Raw genomic sequence first — 18,092 nt, 5'->3', positions numbered from 1 at the left:
GACAATAATATTAAGCTTAACAAATATTGATATTGTAAAGTTATTTTTTTGTAACAAAAATCAGACATTTGGTATCCGAGATAACTTTTTACTAGTAAACTATCGCACTATCATCACACTTTAAAGTTTGATATTGTCAGCTTTCTATTAAGTTAGTTGATTCATCAAGAGGAAAATTCATAAAGATTATGAGAAGACAATTTAACAGACGTAAGTTTTTGATCTACGGTTCTCTAACTTTCGGAAGCAGCTTTTTTCTAAAAGCTTGTGCGAATAATCCCCCAAGCGCTACAGAGACAGTCGCAACTCCTACTGCTTCACCAGCTGCTGCTACTGCTGGTAACACCATCAAAGTAGGTATTTTGCACTCTCTGAGTGGTACGATGTCTATCAGTGAAAAAAGCGTTGTTGATGCTGAAAAATTAGCAATCAAAGAAATTAATGCTGCTGGTGGTGTCTTAGGTAAACAAATTGAAGCAATTACCGAAGATGGTGCTTCTAACTGGGATACTTTTAGAGAAAAGGCAACTAAGCTAATCGATCAAGATAAAGTTGCTGTAGTTTTTGGTTGTTGGACTTCTGCTAGCCGTAAGAATGTCAAGCCAGTATTCGAAAGCAAAAATCACATGCTCTGGTATCCTGTACAGTATGAAGGGCAAGAGTGTTCTAAAAATATTTTCTACACTGGTGCAGCACCAAATCAACAAATTGAACCATCTGTTGATTGGTTGTTAAAAAATAAGGGTAAAGAATTCTTTTTAGTTGGCTCTGACTACGTTTTTCCCCGCACTGCTAACACAATTATTAAAGCCCAATTAGAAGCTTTAGGCGGAAAAACAGTTGGTGAAGATTATTTACCTCTTGGCAATACAGAAGTTACACCTATCATTACGAAAATCAAACAAAATTTACCCAATGGTGGCGTGATTTATAACACCCTGAATGGTGATAGTAATGTTGCTTTCTTTAAACAATTGAAAGGGGCTGGATTGACACCAGATAAATATCCCTCTATGTCTGTCAGTATTGCCGAAGAAGAAGTCAAAGCAATTGGTGTAGAGTATCTCAAAGGTCATTACGCAGCTTGGAACTATTTCCAAACAGTAGACACACCTGCTAACAAAAAGTTTGTTGCCGCTTTCAAGAAAGAATATGGTGAAGATCGCGTGACAAATGATCCAATGGAAGCAGCATATATTGCAGTTTATTTGTGGAAGCAAGCAGTAGAAAAAGCTAAAACTACTGATTTAGAGAAAGTGCGGACTGCGGCTTATGGGCAAACTCTAGATGCGCCTGAAGGTAAAGTGACAATGGATGCCAATCATCACATCTCCAAAATTGTGCGGATTGGTCAAGTTAGGCAAGATGGTTTGTTTGATATTGTCTATGCTACTCCTGCACCAGTTGAACCAGTTCCTTGGAATCAATTTGTAAAAGAGACTAAAGGGTTTGCTTGTGATTGGACTGACCCAGCGAAGGGTGGTAAGTACAAGAAAGTTTAAATAATTCGTAATTCGTAATTCGTAATTAATTACCAATTACGAATTCTCAGAAATCGTAGGCTGTGTTATGGCTTTAGAGGTTGTTTGAAAAGTGGTTGACTGTGATTTTAGGCACTAACTGATCCCCCCTAGCCCCCCTTAAAAAGGGGGGAACCGGAATCAAAGTCCCCCTTTTTAAGGGGGATTTAGGGGGATTTAGAATGTTTTGTTACCGAGAAGAAAACCTTTCAAACATCCTCTTAGCCTAACGCACCATCTTAGATAGCGGTGTGTTAAGCGCTCATGTCATTTTTTCATTACAAATAACATAGAAATGTGCGACTGAGACACCCTATAGTAACTCTAATAACAAGAAGTTAATATATAGGAAAAAAAGTGTTAGCAGGATTTTTAGAAGCTGTATTTAATGGCATTAGCATTGGCGCTGTTTTATTGATTGCAGCACTGGGGCTAGCAATTATTTTCGGATTGATGGGTGTCATCAATATGGCACATGGTGAGTTGATGATGTTTGGGGCTTATACAACTTATGTTGTACAAAATGTCTGTAAGCAATTGGGTGGAGTGTGGTTTGAAGTCTATATATTTTTGGCTTTGATTATCGCTTTTATTTTCACGGCTGCTGTGGGATTAGTTCTAGAAAAAGGCGTGATTCGTTATCTCTATGGAAGACCATTAGAAACTCTGTTGGCAACTTGGGGAGTAAGTTTGATTTTTCAACAGTTTGTTCGCAGCGTGAATTGGGTATTGATAATTGGCATAGGCTTATTTTCTCTGTTATTTTTTGGAGGTTTATGGATTCTAAATTCTCGCACTGATTTGGGAAGAGTTCGTAACTGGATTGTAGCGGTAATATTTTTACTATCGCTGGGAGTGACAATCACAACAGGTAATTTATTAAGTCAAACTTATCAGCTAGCAGTGACTCAACCTTGGTTTGGCGCTCAAAATGTAGATGTAACAGCGCCTACTTGGTTACAAGCGGGGATATCTTTGGGTGGTGTGCAATTTCCCTTTGCTAGATTATTTATTATTGCTTTAACAATAATCTGTGTGTCGGGAATTTATTTATTTTTACAGCGTTCTAGCTGGGGTTTAAGAATTCGGGCTGTGACGCAAAACCGGAGTATGAGTGCTTGTTTGGGTATCCCAACTCAAAAGGTTGATGCGATTACTTTTGCATTGGGTTCTGGTTTAGCTGGTGTGGCTGGATGTGCGATTAGTTTACTCGGTTCTGTAGGGCCAAATACGGGACAAAACTATATTATTGATACTTTTATGGTTGTTGTTGTTGGGGGTGTAGGCAATTTAGCCGGGACGATTGTGGCGGCGTTGGGTATTGGGACGGCTAATTTTTTAATTGGTTCTGGGACTTTGGCTTTGTTGTTGAGTCCTGTTAAGCCTTTGGCTGATTTGTTTAGCTTTTTTGCAACGACGAGTATGGCTAAGGTGTTGGTATTTGCGCTGATTATTGTGTTTTTACAGTGGAAGCCTGGGGGGATTTTTCCGCAGAAGGGACGTACTGTTGATGTTTAACGAACCGCAGAGACGCAGAGGACGCAGAGAATGAGGAAGAGGGGAGGAGGATTATTAATTGAGGTGGGGGTGGTGGTTGCGATCGCACTCTTCCTTATAATTGTTATGCCACTGGTGCTTTCGGAGTTTCGCTTGAATTTGTTGGGGCGATTTTTGTCACTGGCGATTGTGGCTTTGGGTATCGATTTGATTTGGGGGTATACTGGTTTATTAAGTTTGGGACATGGTATCTTCTTTGGTTTGGGTGGATATGCGATCGCAATGTACCTAAAACTCCAAGTCCCGACTGGAGAATTGCCTGATTTCATGGGGCTTTATGGGGTTACTGAACTTCCCGCCTTTTGGCAACCTTTTTATTCTTTTCCTTTGACAATAGCTTTGGTTGTACTAATTCCAGGGTTATTGGCGGGATTGTTGGGATATTTGGTTTTCCGTAATCGCTTGAAAGGTGTTTATTTCTCTATCTTGACCCAAGCCGGAACTATTGTATTTTTCAACTTCTTTAACGGTCAACAACAATTTTTCAACGGTACGAACGGACTGATAGATTTTACAACCTTGTTTGGGGCAACGGTGAGCGATGCCAAAACGCAGTTTGTTTTCTACACCCTAACGGTAGTGTTTCTTGCAATCACCTACGGGATTTGTCGCTGGTTGACAACTGGACGCTTTGGGAGATTGCTGATAGCGATTCGTGATGATGAAAGTCGGGTAAGATTTTCTGGCTATGACCCTACAGATTTTAAGGTGTTGGTGTTTGCAGTTTCTGGTGCGATCGCAGGTATAGCAGGAGCATTTTACACTATTCAAAGTGGTTCAGTCTCACCCAGAGCAATGGATATTGCCTTTTCCATTGAAATGGTGATTTGGGTAGCGGTAGGCGGACGCGCTACTTTAATTGGCGCAATTGTCGGAACTTTGTTAGTCAATTATGCCCGCACTTTTTTAAGTGAACAATTTGCTGAAATCTGGCTATTTTTCCAAGGCGCATTATTTTTGATAGTCGTCACAGTGCTTCCTGACGGTATCGTGGGATGGTTGCGTAGCCAGAATATTGCTCTTTTCAACCGTCGTCAAGAAATTTCTACATATCCCACCTTGGAAGAAGACCCCGAAGTGCAACATGAACGCGAAAATATTGGAAACTGAAAACGTAACTGTTAGTTTTGACGGTTTTAAGGCTTTAAACCAGCTTAACTTTAGTATGGATGTGGGTGAATTACGAGTAGTAATTGGCCCCAATGGTGCTGGAAAGACAACGTTTCTGGATGTGATTACGGGGAAAGTGCAACCAACTATTGGGCGAGTTTTATTTAAAGGAAAAAACCTACGTTCTTTACCTGAATATAAAATTGCGCGATTGGGAATTGGGCGCAAGTTCCAAACACCTCGAATTTACTTAAATTTAACGCCCCGTGAAAATTTAGAAATTACCATTAACAAAAAGAAAAATGTCTTTTCTACTTTGTTTGAACATTCTAATGCTGTTGAAAAGAATAATATTAAAGGATTGTTAGAAACCATCGGTTTAACTGCAAAAGCTGATATTAGAGCAGGTTTACTTTCTCACGGAGAAAAGCAACGTTTAGAAATTGGGATGTTAGTAGCACAGTCACCTGATTTATTACTCGTTGATGAACCAGTTGCTGGTTTAACAGATGAAGAAACCTATAACATTGGTGAATTACTTTTAGCATTAGCACAAAGTCATTCAATTTTAGTAATTGAACATGATATGGAATTTGTGCGTCAAATTGCTAAGAAAGTAACAGTGCTACATGAAGGTTCGGTGCTGTGCGAAGGGAATTTTGAGGAAGTCCAAAATGACTCACGTGTGATTGAGGTGTATTTAGGAAAACAGGAAGAATGAAAAACGCGGTTCAGTTCAGGCAAGAGACGGCGATTTATCGCATCTTTGTGATTTATAATTTTCATCAAAAAGCCTTAACCGAACGGTATTGAAAACGCGATAACTTCATTAAGCTGCGCTAATGTACTTTCTATTTACTTGGTAATTCTGGTCGATTTGCGCTATTAAACACCTGCTCTACTGTTAGCACTCAGTCAACAATTACCACTGGTTCTATGCAAGTAGCACCTGTAAATACCTTATCCTCATACTGTTTCTCCACCCACTGGCAAATCGTAATTTGTTGCATCTGTGGGTCAACAATCCAATACTCTAATATTTCCCTATGTTAAATATCAAATTACCTCGTTTTTTATGCAGGTGCCCCATTTTTATCTGATGCTTGCTCTGCAATATTTTTTAAGCGGCTCGATCTCATTTTGCGAAGGCGAACGCTATTGCGAACACCTCCCGCCATTTCATATTCAGCGCTGTCTTTGCCGTACTTGATAGCAACCACCATTAACAGTTTCTCAGAAAGCTGACTCAAGTTTTTTTCCATCTCTTCAACTTCAGTTAAAGAAGAGTCAACTATAGCCAGAGCGCTATTATGAACATCAATTTTGTTACGTAACTGTTCGATTGACTCAATCAGTTTTTCTAAAGTATAATCTTCTTCAAATTTAATGCTGGGAACAATCGATTTCATCCCAGATGCTCTTAACTCAGCTTTTTCTAAAACGCGGGATGTACGTTTTTGACGAGACATAAATTTGCTCTTTTAAGATACTTCTAGAGCTAGTTTGCCTCAATTAAACGCGATTCCGGTTCAGCATAAATCGCAATTTTCGATCGTAAAATTTTTAACTGATGCCAGTAATATCTCGGTATATAATTAGACGGAAGCAATAGGCAAAAGGTATAAAACACGAGAGTAGTCGCTACAGGGTTGGGAGTAACCGCTACAGACTAGGGAGTAGTCGCTACAGACTAGGAAGTAGTCGTTACAGACTAGGAAGTAGTCGTTACAGACTTGGGAGTAATTGCTACAGACTTGGGAGTAATTGCTACAGACTTGGGAGTAATTGCTACAGACTTGGGAGTAGTTGCTACAGACTTGGGAGTAGTCGCTATAGACTTGAGAGAAGTGGCTTTAGTATTCTAATAAAGCTTACTGGTATATCTCTTATCTTGCGGCACAATCCAGGGGCAGCGATGGTAAAGTCAAATATATCTGGAGGTGGTAACTATGACTCAAACCCTACCCAAGTTAGTAACCTTTGAACAATTTATCGAGTGGTACCCCTCAAACGGGGAGCGATATGAACTACATAAAGGAGTCATTGTAGAAATGCCACCCCCAACTGGTGAACACGAAAATGTTGTTGGATTTTTGGCGGCACAGATAACCCTCCAGTTCTTGCAAATGGGGCTTCCGTTTCGTATCCCCAAAACTGCCTTTGTCAAAATTCAGAGTAATAACTCAACCTATTCTCCTGACATTTTGCTATTAAATCATGCCAATCTTGTGAATGAACCTCTGTGGAGTAAGCAATCGACCGTTATTCAAGCTGCATCTATCCCATTAGCTGTTGAAATTGTTAGCACTAACTGGCGAGACGACTACTATGACAAGTTCAGGGATTATGAAGAGATGGGGATTCCTGAGTATTGGATTGTAGACTATGCTGCGATCGGTGGCAAAAGATTTACTGGTAATCCTAAACAAAAAACCATTACAATTTGCGAATTAGTTGACGGAGATTATCAAATGACTGTGTTTAGAGGAAATAATTTTATTGCATCGCCTTTATTCCCCCAACTCAACTTAACAGCACAACAAATTTTTGATTCTGCTTTGTAAGTTTTGGTTTGAATAAAAACTGAATTTTATTATGCTAAAAATCTCTAACCTCAACGTTTACTACGGCGAAAGCCACATTCTCCGCAATGTAGATTTAAGCGTACCATCTGGACAAATGGTTTGCCTAATTGGACGCAATGGTGTGGGTAAAACAACCCTGCTCAAAAGCATCATGGGTTTACTCAAACCCCGCAGTGGCACAATTAACTTAGCTGAAGAATTAATCAACTCCAAATCCCCAGACCAAAGAGCAAAATTGGGGATTGGTTATGTCCCGCAAGGAAGAGAAATTATCCCCCGATTAACAGTCAAAGAAAATCTGCTGCTGGGGTTGGAAGCCAGACGCAAACCAGTAAAAAAAGCGGAAATTCCAGAAGAAGTTTTTAGCTTATTCCCGGTGTTAAAAACCATGCTTTCGCGGATGGGCGGTGATTTGAGTGGGGGACAGCAGCAACAATTAGCGATCGCACGTGCTTTAATGGGAAAACCTCAATTACTCGTCTTGGATGAACCTACTGAAGGTATTCAACCCTCAATCATCCTCGAAATTGAAGCCGCAGTCCGTCGCATCGTCGAAACCACAGGCATTTCGGTTTTATTAGTAGAGCAACATTTACACTTTGTCCGTCAAGCTGATTATTATTACGCTATGCAAAAAGGTGGTATTGTCGCCTCCGGTTCCACAGCCGAACTTAGCCAAGATGTGATTCAACGCTTCTTAGCTGTTTAATTTGGGAGATGTCTATATCAATTGTGTCAGAAGCAATCAAGTCTGTTGCTTCTTGTAAAAGCTCATGCTGTTCCTTTTGAATTGCTTCTAAGCGATGAGAAATTTCTACTAATCGTTGTTTTTTATTTGGTTGAAAATTTTCAGGTAACAAAGGTGGCAGATTATCAGTTGTTTTAGTAGCCGTAAATTGTTGAACAGCAAAACTGCCGACTTTAGTTAAGGATAAAAAACTAACTTTAATCAAAGCCTGAAGCAATTTTAACGGAACTTGGAGTACTGACCAACTAGCTGTTTCAATCAAGCGGACAATTGCTTTGATAATGCTCCAGACCAAAGCAAGTGCAAACAAAAAAATCACTATACTAATAATTGGGTGATTAGTTGCCCAACCTAGTATTTGAACTAACCTAAAAAATATCGGGTGTTGTGTCAGCCAATCACTTACAGAAGATGCCATTACATCTTTAACTGCGCCCGATGTTGTAGTTTTAAATTTATCAGCAGTTTGCCAAGTTTGTTCTAAGCTTGTTGTAACTGTATCAATTGCTTTATCAGTTGTTGTAGTTGCTGTTGCCTTCAAAGACTCCCCAACTTGTTGCGCTGAGTTACTTAGAGAGTTAACATTCTCACCGACAAAATTTTTCACATTTTGCAAGCGTTGCAAAACTCCGTTAGGCAAGTTTATGTCTATTTGGGATGCCATAAAACATTTCACCGAGGTTGAAATCTAACCCGCAACCCATCTTTAGGGCGATTAGTGGGAACAGCAACTACTTCTAAACTTTGATTGGGTAATATTTCCCAATGATAACTACGTAGAAGATGAGCAGCAACAATCTTCATTTCCATTTTGGCAAAAGCTATGCCAATACAAATGCGTGGGCCACCGCCAAAAGCAACTAAACTAAAGGGATATTTTTTGTGTTCTTGCCGTTGAGGACTAAAACGGTCTGGGTCAAAGAGTTCTGGCTCAGAATATATTTCTTCAATTTGGTGAGTAACTCCAATTGAGTAGTATAATTGCCAACCAGTAGGTACGTGATAACCATTGATTTCAAAGTCTTTAATCACACCACGAAATCCACCTCCGACAGGTTGATGCAATCTTTCAACTTCCCACAAAACCTGCTCTAAATAGGGCATTTTCCCTAATTGTTCTAAATCCAAATCGCCTTGACTTGCAAGTTGCAATTGTTCAACTCTTGCTTTTTCAAGTACTTCTGGATGACGGGCTAACTCTGTACATAACCAAGTCAGCATCGAAGTAGTAGTCTCATGTCCAGCGAAGAGTAACAGCACCGCTTGGGCAATGATTTCTTTTTCACTTAGGCTGTTACCGTCTTCATCCTTAGCTTTGATTAACAGGCTGATGGTATCTTGAGTTGGGTTTTGCTGACGTTCTCTGACAACTTGAGTGAGATGCTCTAAAATTTCATTACGCGCGGCTATAGCTTTACCAAATGTAGTAAATGGTAGAGGCAACGGATTAATAGCAAACAGCCCATTCGTCAAAGTTGTAAACAACTGGCTGAGACGCACACATTCCGGCCCAGGACGCGTACCCAACAACAATTGACTAGCAATATCAAATGTCAGCTGTTTAAACTCTTGGAACCAAGTAAACTCCTGTTTTTTCTCCCACTCTTGGAGATAGCCGCGCGTAATATCTTCCATTGTGGAGAAATAATTCGCCAATGCTGGGCCATGTAATGCCGGCATCATTAAGCGGCGGTTTCTGCGGTGTTCCTCTCCATCTTGCAGAAAAAGTGATTCACCGAGTAATGTCTTGAAATTATCAGGCCATCCCTCGCGCCAAGAAAAATTCTCGATATGGCTTGACAAAACGAACTCTAATGCCTCCGGCCCTGCCATTACCACAGTCGGTCTCCCAAGAAGATGGGTTTTGAAGATGGGCCCATACTGGCGATAGCGCTTTTTGGCAAAATCGCGGTCGAAAACAAAGGAGAGTGTTTCACCTAATACAGGCAAACCAAAGCTTCCAGGAGGAATTTGATTAGTTTTCATATCTCTCTAACTCGAAGCACTAGTATAAAACCGCAACGCAAACCGCCAAAACCAAGTAGAAACAAAAAACAGCACTACTGCTAATATTGCTGCACCTATCAACCAGCTAATTTCACTCCGACCCAACAGCGCTTGGGCTGGTACAGTAGTTAAAAAAGCTACTGGCATCACAAAAGTGAAGAAAAAACGGTAAGCAGTGGGATATGCAGCTATGGGATATCGTCCAGCTTCCAATAAACCACGCAACACTTCAGTAACGTTGTATATTTTGACAAACCAGATACTCATTGAACCCAGCATAAACCACAGGCTGTATAAAATCACAAAGCTGAATAATAACGGCAGCACACCAAGTAGATAGCCGTTTATTCCTACACCAAGGCGTTTACCTGCATAGCCAATGATAATACTACCAAAAATTAGATCCGGCAGTCCCCAAGGGGAAAGGGTATGAGTCGAAAGCCAAAACTGGCTGCGGATAGGTTTTAATAATATAAAGTCCAAAGTGCCTTCTTGAACATGACGGACAATGCGGTTCAAGTTAGACGCTAGAAAAGTCGCAGAAAATCCTTGTAGTAAAGTAAAAATTCCTAAAACTACTAAAGCTGCTTCCCATGACCAGCCACTAAAAGTATAACCAGTGCGGTAAAACAAGAATAATCCAAAGAGGCTACCCGCAAGATTTCCCAAGCTGGTGAGGGTAGCGACGAAAAAATTAACCCGATACTCTAACTCAGATGCGATCGCAGCACCCCAAAATAGTCTTAGTACTTTCAAATATCTTTGCATCTTGCACCTCTAACCCAAAATGTGCCATCTGTCACTAAAATTTCCAAGATTACACAAGAACTTTACGTAAATTTAATATTACTTTTTATTCAGCAAAATTGCTAAACGTTAAGATGTTGTGGATCTATTGTTGAAAACTAAAAAATTCTAATGCATTTAAATTTACCAGACCTAATTACAAAAATTGGCTACTTTGGGGTATGGGCAATTATCTTTGCTGAATCTGGCTTGCTAATTGGTTTTTTTCTGCCAGGAGATAGTTTGCTATTTACTGCTGGATTCCTCGCATCTCTTCCAAAATCAGGGTTTAACATTTGGGTTCTGATTTTTGGTGCTTTTGTTTGTGCAGTCCTTGGTGATAATGTTGGCTACGCTACAGGACATAAATTTGGCAGAAAATTATTTCAGAAAGAAGATTCATGGTTGTTTCATAAAAAACACTTGGTAAAAACCCAGGATTTTTATGAAAAACATGGCAAAAAGACACTAGTTTTGGCCAGGTTTACACCGATAATTCGCACTTTTGCGCCGATTGTGGCTGGACTTGGTGCGATGCATTACCGAACATTTACGTGTTACAACTTAATTGGTGGCTTTCTTTGGACATTTGGCATTACCCTGTTAGGATTTTTCTTAGGAAAATCTCTGCCACCTGAACAAGTAGATAAATATTTATTACCAATTATTGGATTAATTATAGTTATTTCTTTAGTACCATCAATGATTCATGTAATACAAGAAAATAGAGCAAATAAAAGTTAAAATATTTTTCGTAATTTATGGAGATTGGAATGAGTTAATTTTGAATTTGGAACGAAGCGACATGAATTACTTAAATATTAATCTCTATCTATTAATAGAAAATCTTCTCTTTTTTGCAATTGCCACACTTTTTATTGTGGTTGTGAACTGGGGGTGGAAACACACAAAGCCCTATACTCTACCTTTGCCATTTCCCGGTTGGTATAAAATCTGGTTTGGCTCAGTGCAACTGCTAGGAGGATTGCTGCCCTTAGTAGTGATGCTATTGTGGGGTGTATGGTGGGGCGATCGCACTGTGTTGACTGTGCTTGGTTGGTATTTTATTATCTTAGGGTTGCAAATTATCTCTGAGATAGTAACACTCAGGCAGTTGCAAAATGTAGTGTGGGTAATGGTTCCTTATATATACTTGCCTTACCGCTTCTGGCAGCTATATGAAGGTTTAACACTTTTAGATTCTAAAAGTGAGTTGGTATGGGTACGATATTTATTGATTTTTGAATTGGTGTTGTGGATTGTTAACTACGTTATAGATGTGTCTCAATTGCCACGGCTGTTTCGCTGGGAAGTAGAATCAAACTCTGATCTTAGTTAGGGATTAATCGCAGAATTAGCCATTTTTATTAAAGAAGTGCGATCGCCTGCTTTTAACCCAACAACATATTGCACACCCTGTTGTCTCCAAGTCAAGGTAGCATCTGAGCAATTAGCACCACAAGTGAAATCTACAAAATAGCCAGTAATACCCTTAGCTAAGGATACAGCTTTACCATTCAGGCGTGGGGTTTTGCGGGTTACTGCTTCAGCAGAAATCACACCCAGACGACAAGCAGTTCCACCACTACAATCAGGACTGAAACCGAGTAAAATCTCGTAGTTTTTTTGTGTAGCAGCTTCTATAATTGCGTAAATTCGATTTTCCCCATCTGATTCAGGAATAAACTTTGGCAACAGAACCCGAATCTGAGTCTTTTGCTTTAATTTAGGCAAAATAGATTTAAAAACTGAGTGTACCTGGGTTTTACCCTGGCTTTGCGCTATTAGTTGGGACTGGTTATTTATAGTAGCTATAGCTGATTTGTGAAAGCTGCTAACGCTGACTAATACAAATACGCCACATACAACACTGATATAACTGATGCTTGAAATCATCTTTGAAAACCTATTTCGTCTAAAAAAGGAGTTAGGAATAAATACAGCAGATTGCAAGTAAGTGATAACAATTTAATGTGAAGTTGCACATATCTTGATCCCCTTAAATCCCCCTTTTTAAGGGGGACTTTGGTAGATGTTTTTCTGGTTCCCCCCTTATTAAGGGGGGCTAGGGGGGATCGAATTCTATGCAGCTTCATAAAAAATTGGTATGAGGTACAAAATGCAGCACTCAAAATTCGGATATAAAGAGTTTCTACCTTCTGCCTCAAAACCCTTACTTTTGTACTTCATGTAAAGAAAAACTGCTGTAATTCCTAACTCCTCAGTTATAACTCTTAACTCCTAAGTCGTAACTTTTTACACCGCACAACTCAACTCGCCGGCTTTTTGGCTAAAGCGGTGATTCTCCCGATAATCTACGGGACAATCTATCACGGCGGGTACATCTTGAGCGAGGGCTTCTTTCAGAGTGGGAATCAAATCTAAAGCTGATTCAACTCGGTAGCCTTTTAAACCCATGCTTTCAGCGTATTTCACAAAATCAGGATTGCTAAAATGCACAAAAGATGAGTTTCCTTTGCCAAATTGATTTTCTTGCTTCCACTCAATTAACCCATAGCCACCATCATTGAAAATTATGGTGACAAAAGGTGTACCTACGCGTAAGGCTGTTTCTAATTCTTGAGAATTCATCATGAAGCCGCCATCACCTGTTACAGCAACGACTTTGCGCTTAGGATGAACGAGTTTTGCTGCTAAAGCGCCAGGAATGGCAATACCCATAGCCGCAAAACCATTGGAAATAATACAAGTATTGGGACTATGGCAATGATAATGACGGGCCATCCACATCTTATGTGCGCCAACATCAGAGATAACGATATCATCTGGGCCCATCACTTGCCGTAAATCATAAATTAATTTTTGCGGCTTAATTGGAAATCCGTCATCATGGGCATACTGTTCATAATCAGCCCGAATATCTGACCTTAAGCTGATAGCAAAAGGATCGGGTTTACCTTGTCTGTCTGCTAATTTTAAAATTTCATAGAGGGAATCTGAAATATCTCCCACGACTTCGGCGTTGGGAATATAACTACTATCAATTTCCGCCGGACTTACCCCAATATGCACAATCGGAATTTCACCATTCCGATTCCATTTTTTGGGAGAAAACTCAATCAAATCATAGCCGATCGCAATCACTAAATCTGTGTTATCAAAACCGCAGGTAATGAAGTCTCTTTGCTGTAATCCCACTGACCACAAAGCCAATTGATGTGTGTAGGGAATCACACCTTTACCCATGAAAGTATTGGCAACAGGTATATTCAGCAATGTGGCAAATTGCGTTACGGCATCACTTGCTTGAGCGCGAATTGCTCCATTTCCGACTAAGATTAATGGGTTAACTGCTTGGCAAATTGCGGCTGCTGCTGCCCGAATGCTAGCAAAAGATGCATAAGTTTTTTCGCTATTATCCTTACGCAAAGGTTTGCCTTCGACGGGCATGGCGGCAATATTTTCTGGTAAATCGATGTGAACTGCACCGGGTTTTTCAGATTGCGATCGCTTAAATGCTTTCCGCACGACTTCTGGTGTAATACTCGGTCGTACAATCTGCTTATTCCACTTGGTAACAGGTGCAAACATTGCCACCAAATCTAAATATTGATGGGATTCAATGTGCATTCTATCTGTTCCCACTTGACCAGTAATTGCCACTAAAGGCGCACCATCAAGGTTAGCATCTGCTACCCCAGTCATCAAATTGGTTGCCCCTGGACCAAGAGTAGAAAGACATACCCCAGCTTTTCCTGTTAAGCGTCCGTAGACATCGGCCATGAATGCTGCACCTTGTTCATGACGAGTTGTAATAAATTTAATCGAAGAATGTTTTAGCGCTTCCAAAACGTGCAGGTTTTCTTCGCCAGGGAGTCCAAAAATATATTGCACTCCTTCATTTTCTAAGCACTGCACCAATAATTCTGCTGTATTCATTTTATTTCCTAACTATTTATTTAGTCTTTTGTCCTTTGTCATTTGTCCTTTGTCATTGGTCATTTTTTGGCTAATGACCAATGACCAATGACTAATGACTAATGACTAATCAGTTAACCCACACGGTTTTCACATTGACAAACTCATGTATACCTTGGATACTCAATTCTCTGCCATATCCAGAACGCTTAGTACCACCAAAAGGCAACCGAGGATCGGATTTGACCATACTGTTGATAAATACGGCACCTGCTTCGATTTCTGCAACTAAGCGATCGCATTCTTGGTCATTCGTTGTCCAAGCGCTTGCACCTAATCCAAAGGGACTGTCATTAGCGAGTTTAATGGCAGCATCGATATCAGGAACCCGGAATAACAAGGCTACTGGGCCAAAGAATTCTTCTTTTGCAATTGGTGTGTCAGGCGGGATATCTATGATAATCGTTGGCGGATAAAAGTTCCCTGGACGATCTGATAAAGGATGTCCGCCGGTGAGGACTTTTCCACCACTTTTGGTAGCAGCTTGCACTTGTTGATCTAAATCCTGGAGAATACCAGGTGTTGCCAGTGGGCCTAAATCGGTATCCGGTTCCATAGGATCGCCTACTTTTAGCGCCTCGAATTTTTCTAAAAGCAATTTTTCAAATTGATCTGCGATCGCTTCTGCGACAATAAAACGTTTCGCTGCAATACATGATTGCCCGTTATTCAACATCCGTGCTGTAGTAGCTGTGACAACTGCTGTCTCTAAGTCAGCACTTTCTAACACAATAAATGGATCGCTTCCTCCCAATTCCAAAACGGTTTTTTTAATTTGTTTGCCTGCGGCGACAGCGAGGGATATGCCTGCTGGTTCGCTTCCGGTTAAAGTGGCAGCTTTTACGCGGTCATCAGCCATTAAATCGGCGACTTTGGCAGCGCCTATTAATAGAGTTTGAAACGCACCTTCAGGAAAACCCGCGCGTCGGATAATATCTTCAATTGCCAAGGCGCACTGCGGCACGTTGGAAGCGTGTTTGAGTAAACCGACATTTCCCGCCATTAGTGCTGGTGCAGCAAAGCGGAACACTTGCCAAAAGGGGAAATTCCACGGCATCACCGCAAGAATTGCACCCATTGGTTGATAACGTACAAAACTCTGGCTGGCATCAGTTTTTACACTGACATCAGCCAAAAAAGCTGGGGCGTGTTCAGCATAGTAGCGACAGACGGCGGCGCATTTTTCGACTTCTGCGATCGCAGCTTTAAATGGCTTACCCATTTCTAGAGTCATTAACTTAGCAAATTCTGCTTTGTCTTGCTCTAAAATATCAGCAGCCTTTTCTAGCCATTGCGATCGTTCAGAAAAATCAGTCTGACGATACTTTTCAAAAGTCTGATTTGCCAAATCGAGTTTAGCAACAATTTCTGTATCATTGAGCGCCTCAAAAGTTTTGAGCGTCTCCCCAGTGGCGGGATTGATGGTAGCGATCGCCATTACCTGACCTCCCGTTAAAAAATAGCTTCAGGTAGGCTTCCTAGTGTTACACAGATCAATTCTGGAAGCTACACCCAAATTTTAGTCTTTTAAGCAAAAATTAGTCGCTTAATATTACAATTTTGCAATTATTTTTGAAACAAAATATACAACTAAACTATGTATTTATGTTGATAAATTTGTCATCCCAATACACCATGCCCATACCCATCACCAATACAACTCTTGGAGAGGCTGTGCCCTAAGCGTAGCTATGCCGCAGGCTTTACGACTATGCTCAGTACAAGTGACTAATGACTAATAGCCAACAATTGTTGGCACTTGCTGCAAATTTGTCTGATAAACCTTAACTAATCGATCAATACCTTTGAAACGATAGTCTCCCATTTCCTGGAAGTCTTCAGGCAGTGAAAGCATTTTATGAGTAGCTTCACTAATCACGCATTCACTAGGGGGACAAACTGCTTCCATCCGAGCAGCAAGATTAATCGTCGCGCCTAATGCCGTATAATCTACCCTTTGGGAACTACCGACATCTCCCACAACAGCCTTACCGCTATTGATAGCAATCCGTAATTGCAGGGGTTCGTGCCAAAAACCATTGGCATTTAAATGTTCGAGACGAGTGAGCATTCCTTTGGCAGCAGTAACAGCGCGATTGGCGTGATCTGCTTGCGGTTCTGGAGCGCCAAAAAATGCCATAATACAATCGCCAATATATTTATCTAAAGTGCCGCCGCAAGTAAACACTTCTTTTAGCATTTCTTCAAATAAATTATTTAATAGTTGAGCGATCGCAGTTGGTGTTAACCGTTCAGAAATTGCTGTAAAACCTACTAAATCTGCAAATAAGATACTGATTTCGCTCTCGGCTGGTGCTAAACGGCCACCCGGTAATCCGCCTACAGAAATCAACTGCTGCACAACTGCTGGAGAATGATAGCGTTCTAATCGGTGACGAATCATCTCTTCAGTTTTGAGTTTCTCTACCAATAGCCAACGCTGCACACTTGAAGCTACAAGGTTTGCTAAAGCCGAAAAAAAGCTGAGTTCTTCCTCGCCTTCATTTGCCCAATGGTAAGAAGAAAGATTAGCATCGGCATAGAGTACGCCTACAACTTTATTTTCATCCCATAAAGGCACTGCCATCGCGCTACGAATGCCTTTGACTAAAATACTCTGTTCACTAGCAAATCTTTCATCCTGATGGGTATCGGCGGTTTGAATCACAACTTTTTCGTCAAATACCTTTTGACAGATACTCCGACTGATCCAACTTCCATCTGAGGGTAGATGTTTTTGTTGGGAAATATTTCTTGTAGCAGCGTTCACTAACTCTAATTGACCGCAACCATTAACATCAATTAATAGTGCCAAGCGATCGATACTATCAAGGTAACGGAAAACTACTTGCTGCACTTGAGAAAAAATTTCTTCTATAGATGCCGCTGCACAGAGATTTTTCGCTATGTCCACTAAGTCTTTGAGACGGGCAATGGTTTTATCCTTATTGCTGATATTCCCATCTTTACTATCAGCTGCAATCCATTGCTGTTGTAATTGTTCGACATTGTGCAGAATTGTTCTCTGCTCATTATTTTCCGAACTTGCCTGATACTCAGGTATCGATTGACGAACAGCGCTTGTGAGCATTACTACCAGGCTAACATTGCCCAACCAAACGATATCACCATGATGCAACTCTTGGGGACAGTTAATCAGATATTTATTGACTTGCGTCCCGTTTTTGCTGCCCAGATCCTCAATAGTCCACACACCGTCTGCTGTTTTCACCAGGCGAGCATGGTTGCGGGAGACTCCAGCAAAAGGTAAGTACAAGTTACATTCCGGCAAACGACCAATTGTGAATATACCTTGATCGACTGCGATCGTTGTCTCCGTATCTCCCTCTTTTAGGCGTAGCGTGAGTTCAGTCATGAGTGTGATCCATCAAAGCTAGAGGTGCAAGCAACTCTCAGGTAAGTTCTACCCTATAGGTTAACCTTCGCCTTTTCTTTATGACACTGTTAACTGCATTCCGACAACTGTATGTGAGAGATATTACATTGAATTAGGCTATTTTGCTGGAGGTTTGTAGGACTTCCGCAAAATATCTGTCAAACTCTCGTTTCTCCGTGTCGTGCTAGTTGCTACAACGCAGAGGCTAGCGTCAAAAGGATTTCCCCTATGAGCGATTGATTTTATTGGGCGGTAATTCTAAACTAATGTGCTTCTCCCCTAGCTAGACAGTACTTTCAGGCTTGGGTTTCAATCATACTACTCAATCGCTACTCAAAAGCACCATCTTTAACCACATTTTTCGCGATCGCAAGCAACCATCGCCCTAATCAAATGCTACTCATTCATTAGTGCCCATGTGGACTAAATATAATGTGACGAAA

Annotated in this window: 17 protein-coding genes; 9 read left to right on the top strand and 8 right to left on the bottom strand. The window is 40.7% G+C overall.

The window, feature by feature from the left end; translation table 11 throughout:
• Nucleotides 1-188 precede the first annotated feature (188 nt).
• From urtA to urtD, 4 genes are all read left to right on the top strand, one after another.
• A complete protein-coding gene (urtA, locus tag IQ274_RS11305) occupies nucleotides 189-1,502 on the top strand; it encodes an urea ABC transporter substrate-binding protein (protein WP_194142310.1) in 1,314 nt (437 codons plus the stop codon).
• Nucleotides 1,503-1,877: 375 nt separating this feature from the next.
• Nucleotides 1,878-3,038, top strand: a complete 1,161-nt coding sequence (gene urtB, locus IQ274_RS11300; protein ID WP_194142309.1) for an urea ABC transporter permease subunit UrtB — start codon at nucleotides 1,878-1,880, stop codon at nucleotides 3,036-3,038.
• A gap of 30 nt (nucleotides 3,039-3,068) precedes the next feature.
• Nucleotides 3,069-4,187, top strand: coding sequence for an urea ABC transporter permease subunit UrtC (gene urtC / locus IQ274_RS11295; protein WP_194142308.1), 1,119 nt, complete (start codon nucleotides 3,069-3,071; stop codon nucleotides 4,185-4,187).
• Complete coding sequence (urtD, locus tag IQ274_RS11290; protein WP_194142307.1) at nucleotides 4,162-4,908, top strand: urea ABC transporter ATP-binding protein UrtD; 747 nt, start codon at nucleotides 4,162-4,164, stop codon at nucleotides 4,906-4,908. The genes urtC and urtD overlap by 26 nt, the downstream gene beginning before the upstream one ends.
• Nucleotides 4,909-5,260: 352 nt before the next feature.
• On the opposite strand, the gene IQ274_RS11280 is transcribed toward urtD, so the two are convergent.
• Nucleotides 5,261-5,656, bottom strand: a complete 396-nt coding sequence (locus tag IQ274_RS11280; protein WP_194142306.1) for a hypothetical protein — start codon at nucleotides 5,654-5,656, stop codon at nucleotides 5,261-5,263.
• 264 nt (nucleotides 5,657-5,920) lie between these two features.
• On the opposite strand from IQ274_RS11280, the gene IQ274_RS37305 reads away from it, so the two are divergent.
• The 3 genes from IQ274_RS37305 (at nucleotide 5,921) to urtE (ending at nucleotide 7,481) form a co-directional block, all read left to right on the top strand.
• Nucleotides 5,921-6,052 carry a hypothetical protein gene (locus IQ274_RS37305; RefSeq protein WP_265578532.1) on the top strand — a complete coding sequence of 44 codons (132 nt, stop codon included), beginning with the start codon at nucleotides 5,921-5,923 and terminating at the stop codon, nucleotides 6,050-6,052.
• Nucleotides 6,053-6,136: 84 nt separating this feature from the next.
• Nucleotides 6,137-6,751, top strand: coding sequence for a Uma2 family endonuclease (locus IQ274_RS11275; protein WP_163929343.1), 615 nt, complete (start codon nucleotides 6,137-6,139; stop codon nucleotides 6,749-6,751).
• Between the two features lie 31 nt (nucleotides 6,752-6,782).
• Nucleotides 6,783-7,481 (top strand): urea ABC transporter ATP-binding subunit UrtE, encoded by a 699-nt coding sequence (gene urtE, locus IQ274_RS11270; RefSeq protein WP_194142305.1) that lies wholly within the window; start codon nucleotides 6,783-6,785, stop codon nucleotides 7,479-7,481.
• Here urtE and IQ274_RS11265 read toward each other — a convergent pair.
• Genes IQ274_RS11265 through IQ274_RS11255 form a run of 3 tightly spaced genes read right to left on the bottom strand, consistent with a single transcriptional unit; the run spans nucleotide 7,444 to nucleotide 10,295 of the window.
• Entirely contained in the window at nucleotides 7,444-8,184 is a 741-nt protein-coding gene (locus tag IQ274_RS11265; protein ID WP_194142304.1) for a hypothetical protein, read from the bottom strand. The genes urtE and IQ274_RS11265 overlap by 38 nt on opposite strands.
• An 8-nt stretch (nucleotides 8,185-8,192) precedes the next feature.
• Entirely contained in the window at nucleotides 8,193-9,506 is a 1,314-nt protein-coding gene (locus IQ274_RS11260) for a cytochrome P450 (protein WP_194142303.1), read from the bottom strand.
• A gap of 6 nt (nucleotides 9,507-9,512) precedes the next feature.
• Nucleotides 9,513-10,295, bottom strand: coding sequence for an ABC transporter permease (locus IQ274_RS11255; protein ID WP_163929339.1), 783 nt, complete (start codon nucleotides 10,293-10,295; stop codon nucleotides 9,513-9,515).
• Between the two features lie 150 nt (nucleotides 10,296-10,445).
• Here IQ274_RS11255 and IQ274_RS11250 point away from each other — a divergent pair, with 150 nt between their 5' ends.
• Nucleotides 10,446-11,057 carry a DedA family protein gene (locus IQ274_RS11250; RefSeq protein ID WP_194142302.1) on the top strand — a complete coding sequence of 204 codons (612 nt, stop codon included), beginning with the start codon at nucleotides 10,446-10,448 and terminating at the stop codon, nucleotides 11,055-11,057.
• A gap of 61 nt (nucleotides 11,058-11,118) precedes the next feature.
• Nucleotides 11,119-11,652 carry a hypothetical protein gene (locus IQ274_RS11245; RefSeq protein WP_175586667.1) on the top strand — a complete coding sequence of 178 codons (534 nt, stop codon included), beginning with the start codon at nucleotides 11,119-11,121 and terminating at the stop codon, nucleotides 11,650-11,652.
• On the opposite strand, the gene IQ274_RS11240 is transcribed toward IQ274_RS11245, so the two are convergent.
• The 4 genes from IQ274_RS11240 to IQ274_RS11225 form a co-directional block, all read right to left on the bottom strand.
• Nucleotides 11,649-12,209 (bottom strand): hypothetical protein, encoded by a 561-nt coding sequence (locus IQ274_RS11240; RefSeq protein WP_194142301.1) that lies wholly within the window; start codon nucleotides 12,207-12,209, stop codon nucleotides 11,649-11,651. The genes IQ274_RS11245 and IQ274_RS11240 overlap by 4 nt on opposite strands.
• 360 nt (nucleotides 12,210-12,569) lie before the next feature.
• A complete protein-coding gene (locus IQ274_RS11235) occupies nucleotides 12,570-14,213 on the bottom strand; it encodes an acetolactate synthase large subunit (RefSeq protein ID WP_163929363.1) in 1,644 nt (547 codons plus the stop codon).
• Nucleotides 14,214-14,322: 109 nt separating this feature from the next.
• On the bottom strand, nucleotides 14,323-15,690 hold the full coding sequence (locus IQ274_RS11230) for an NAD-dependent succinate-semialdehyde dehydrogenase (RefSeq protein WP_194142300.1): 1,368 nt from the start codon (nucleotides 15,688-15,690) through the stop codon (nucleotides 14,323-14,325).
• Between the two features lie 297 nt (nucleotides 15,691-15,987).
• A complete protein-coding gene (locus IQ274_RS11225; RefSeq protein ID WP_194142299.1) occupies nucleotides 15,988-17,628 on the bottom strand; it encodes an adenylate/guanylate cyclase domain-containing protein in 1,641 nt (546 codons plus the stop codon).
• Nucleotides 17,629-18,092: the final 464 nt, after the last annotated feature.

The sequence above is a fragment of the Nostoc sp. LEGE 12447 genome (assembly GCF_015206985.1).
GTDB lineage: Bacteria > Cyanobacteriota > Cyanobacteriia > Cyanobacteriales > Nostocaceae > Nostoc.
This window is presented reverse-complemented; position numbering and strand designations above follow the sequence as displayed.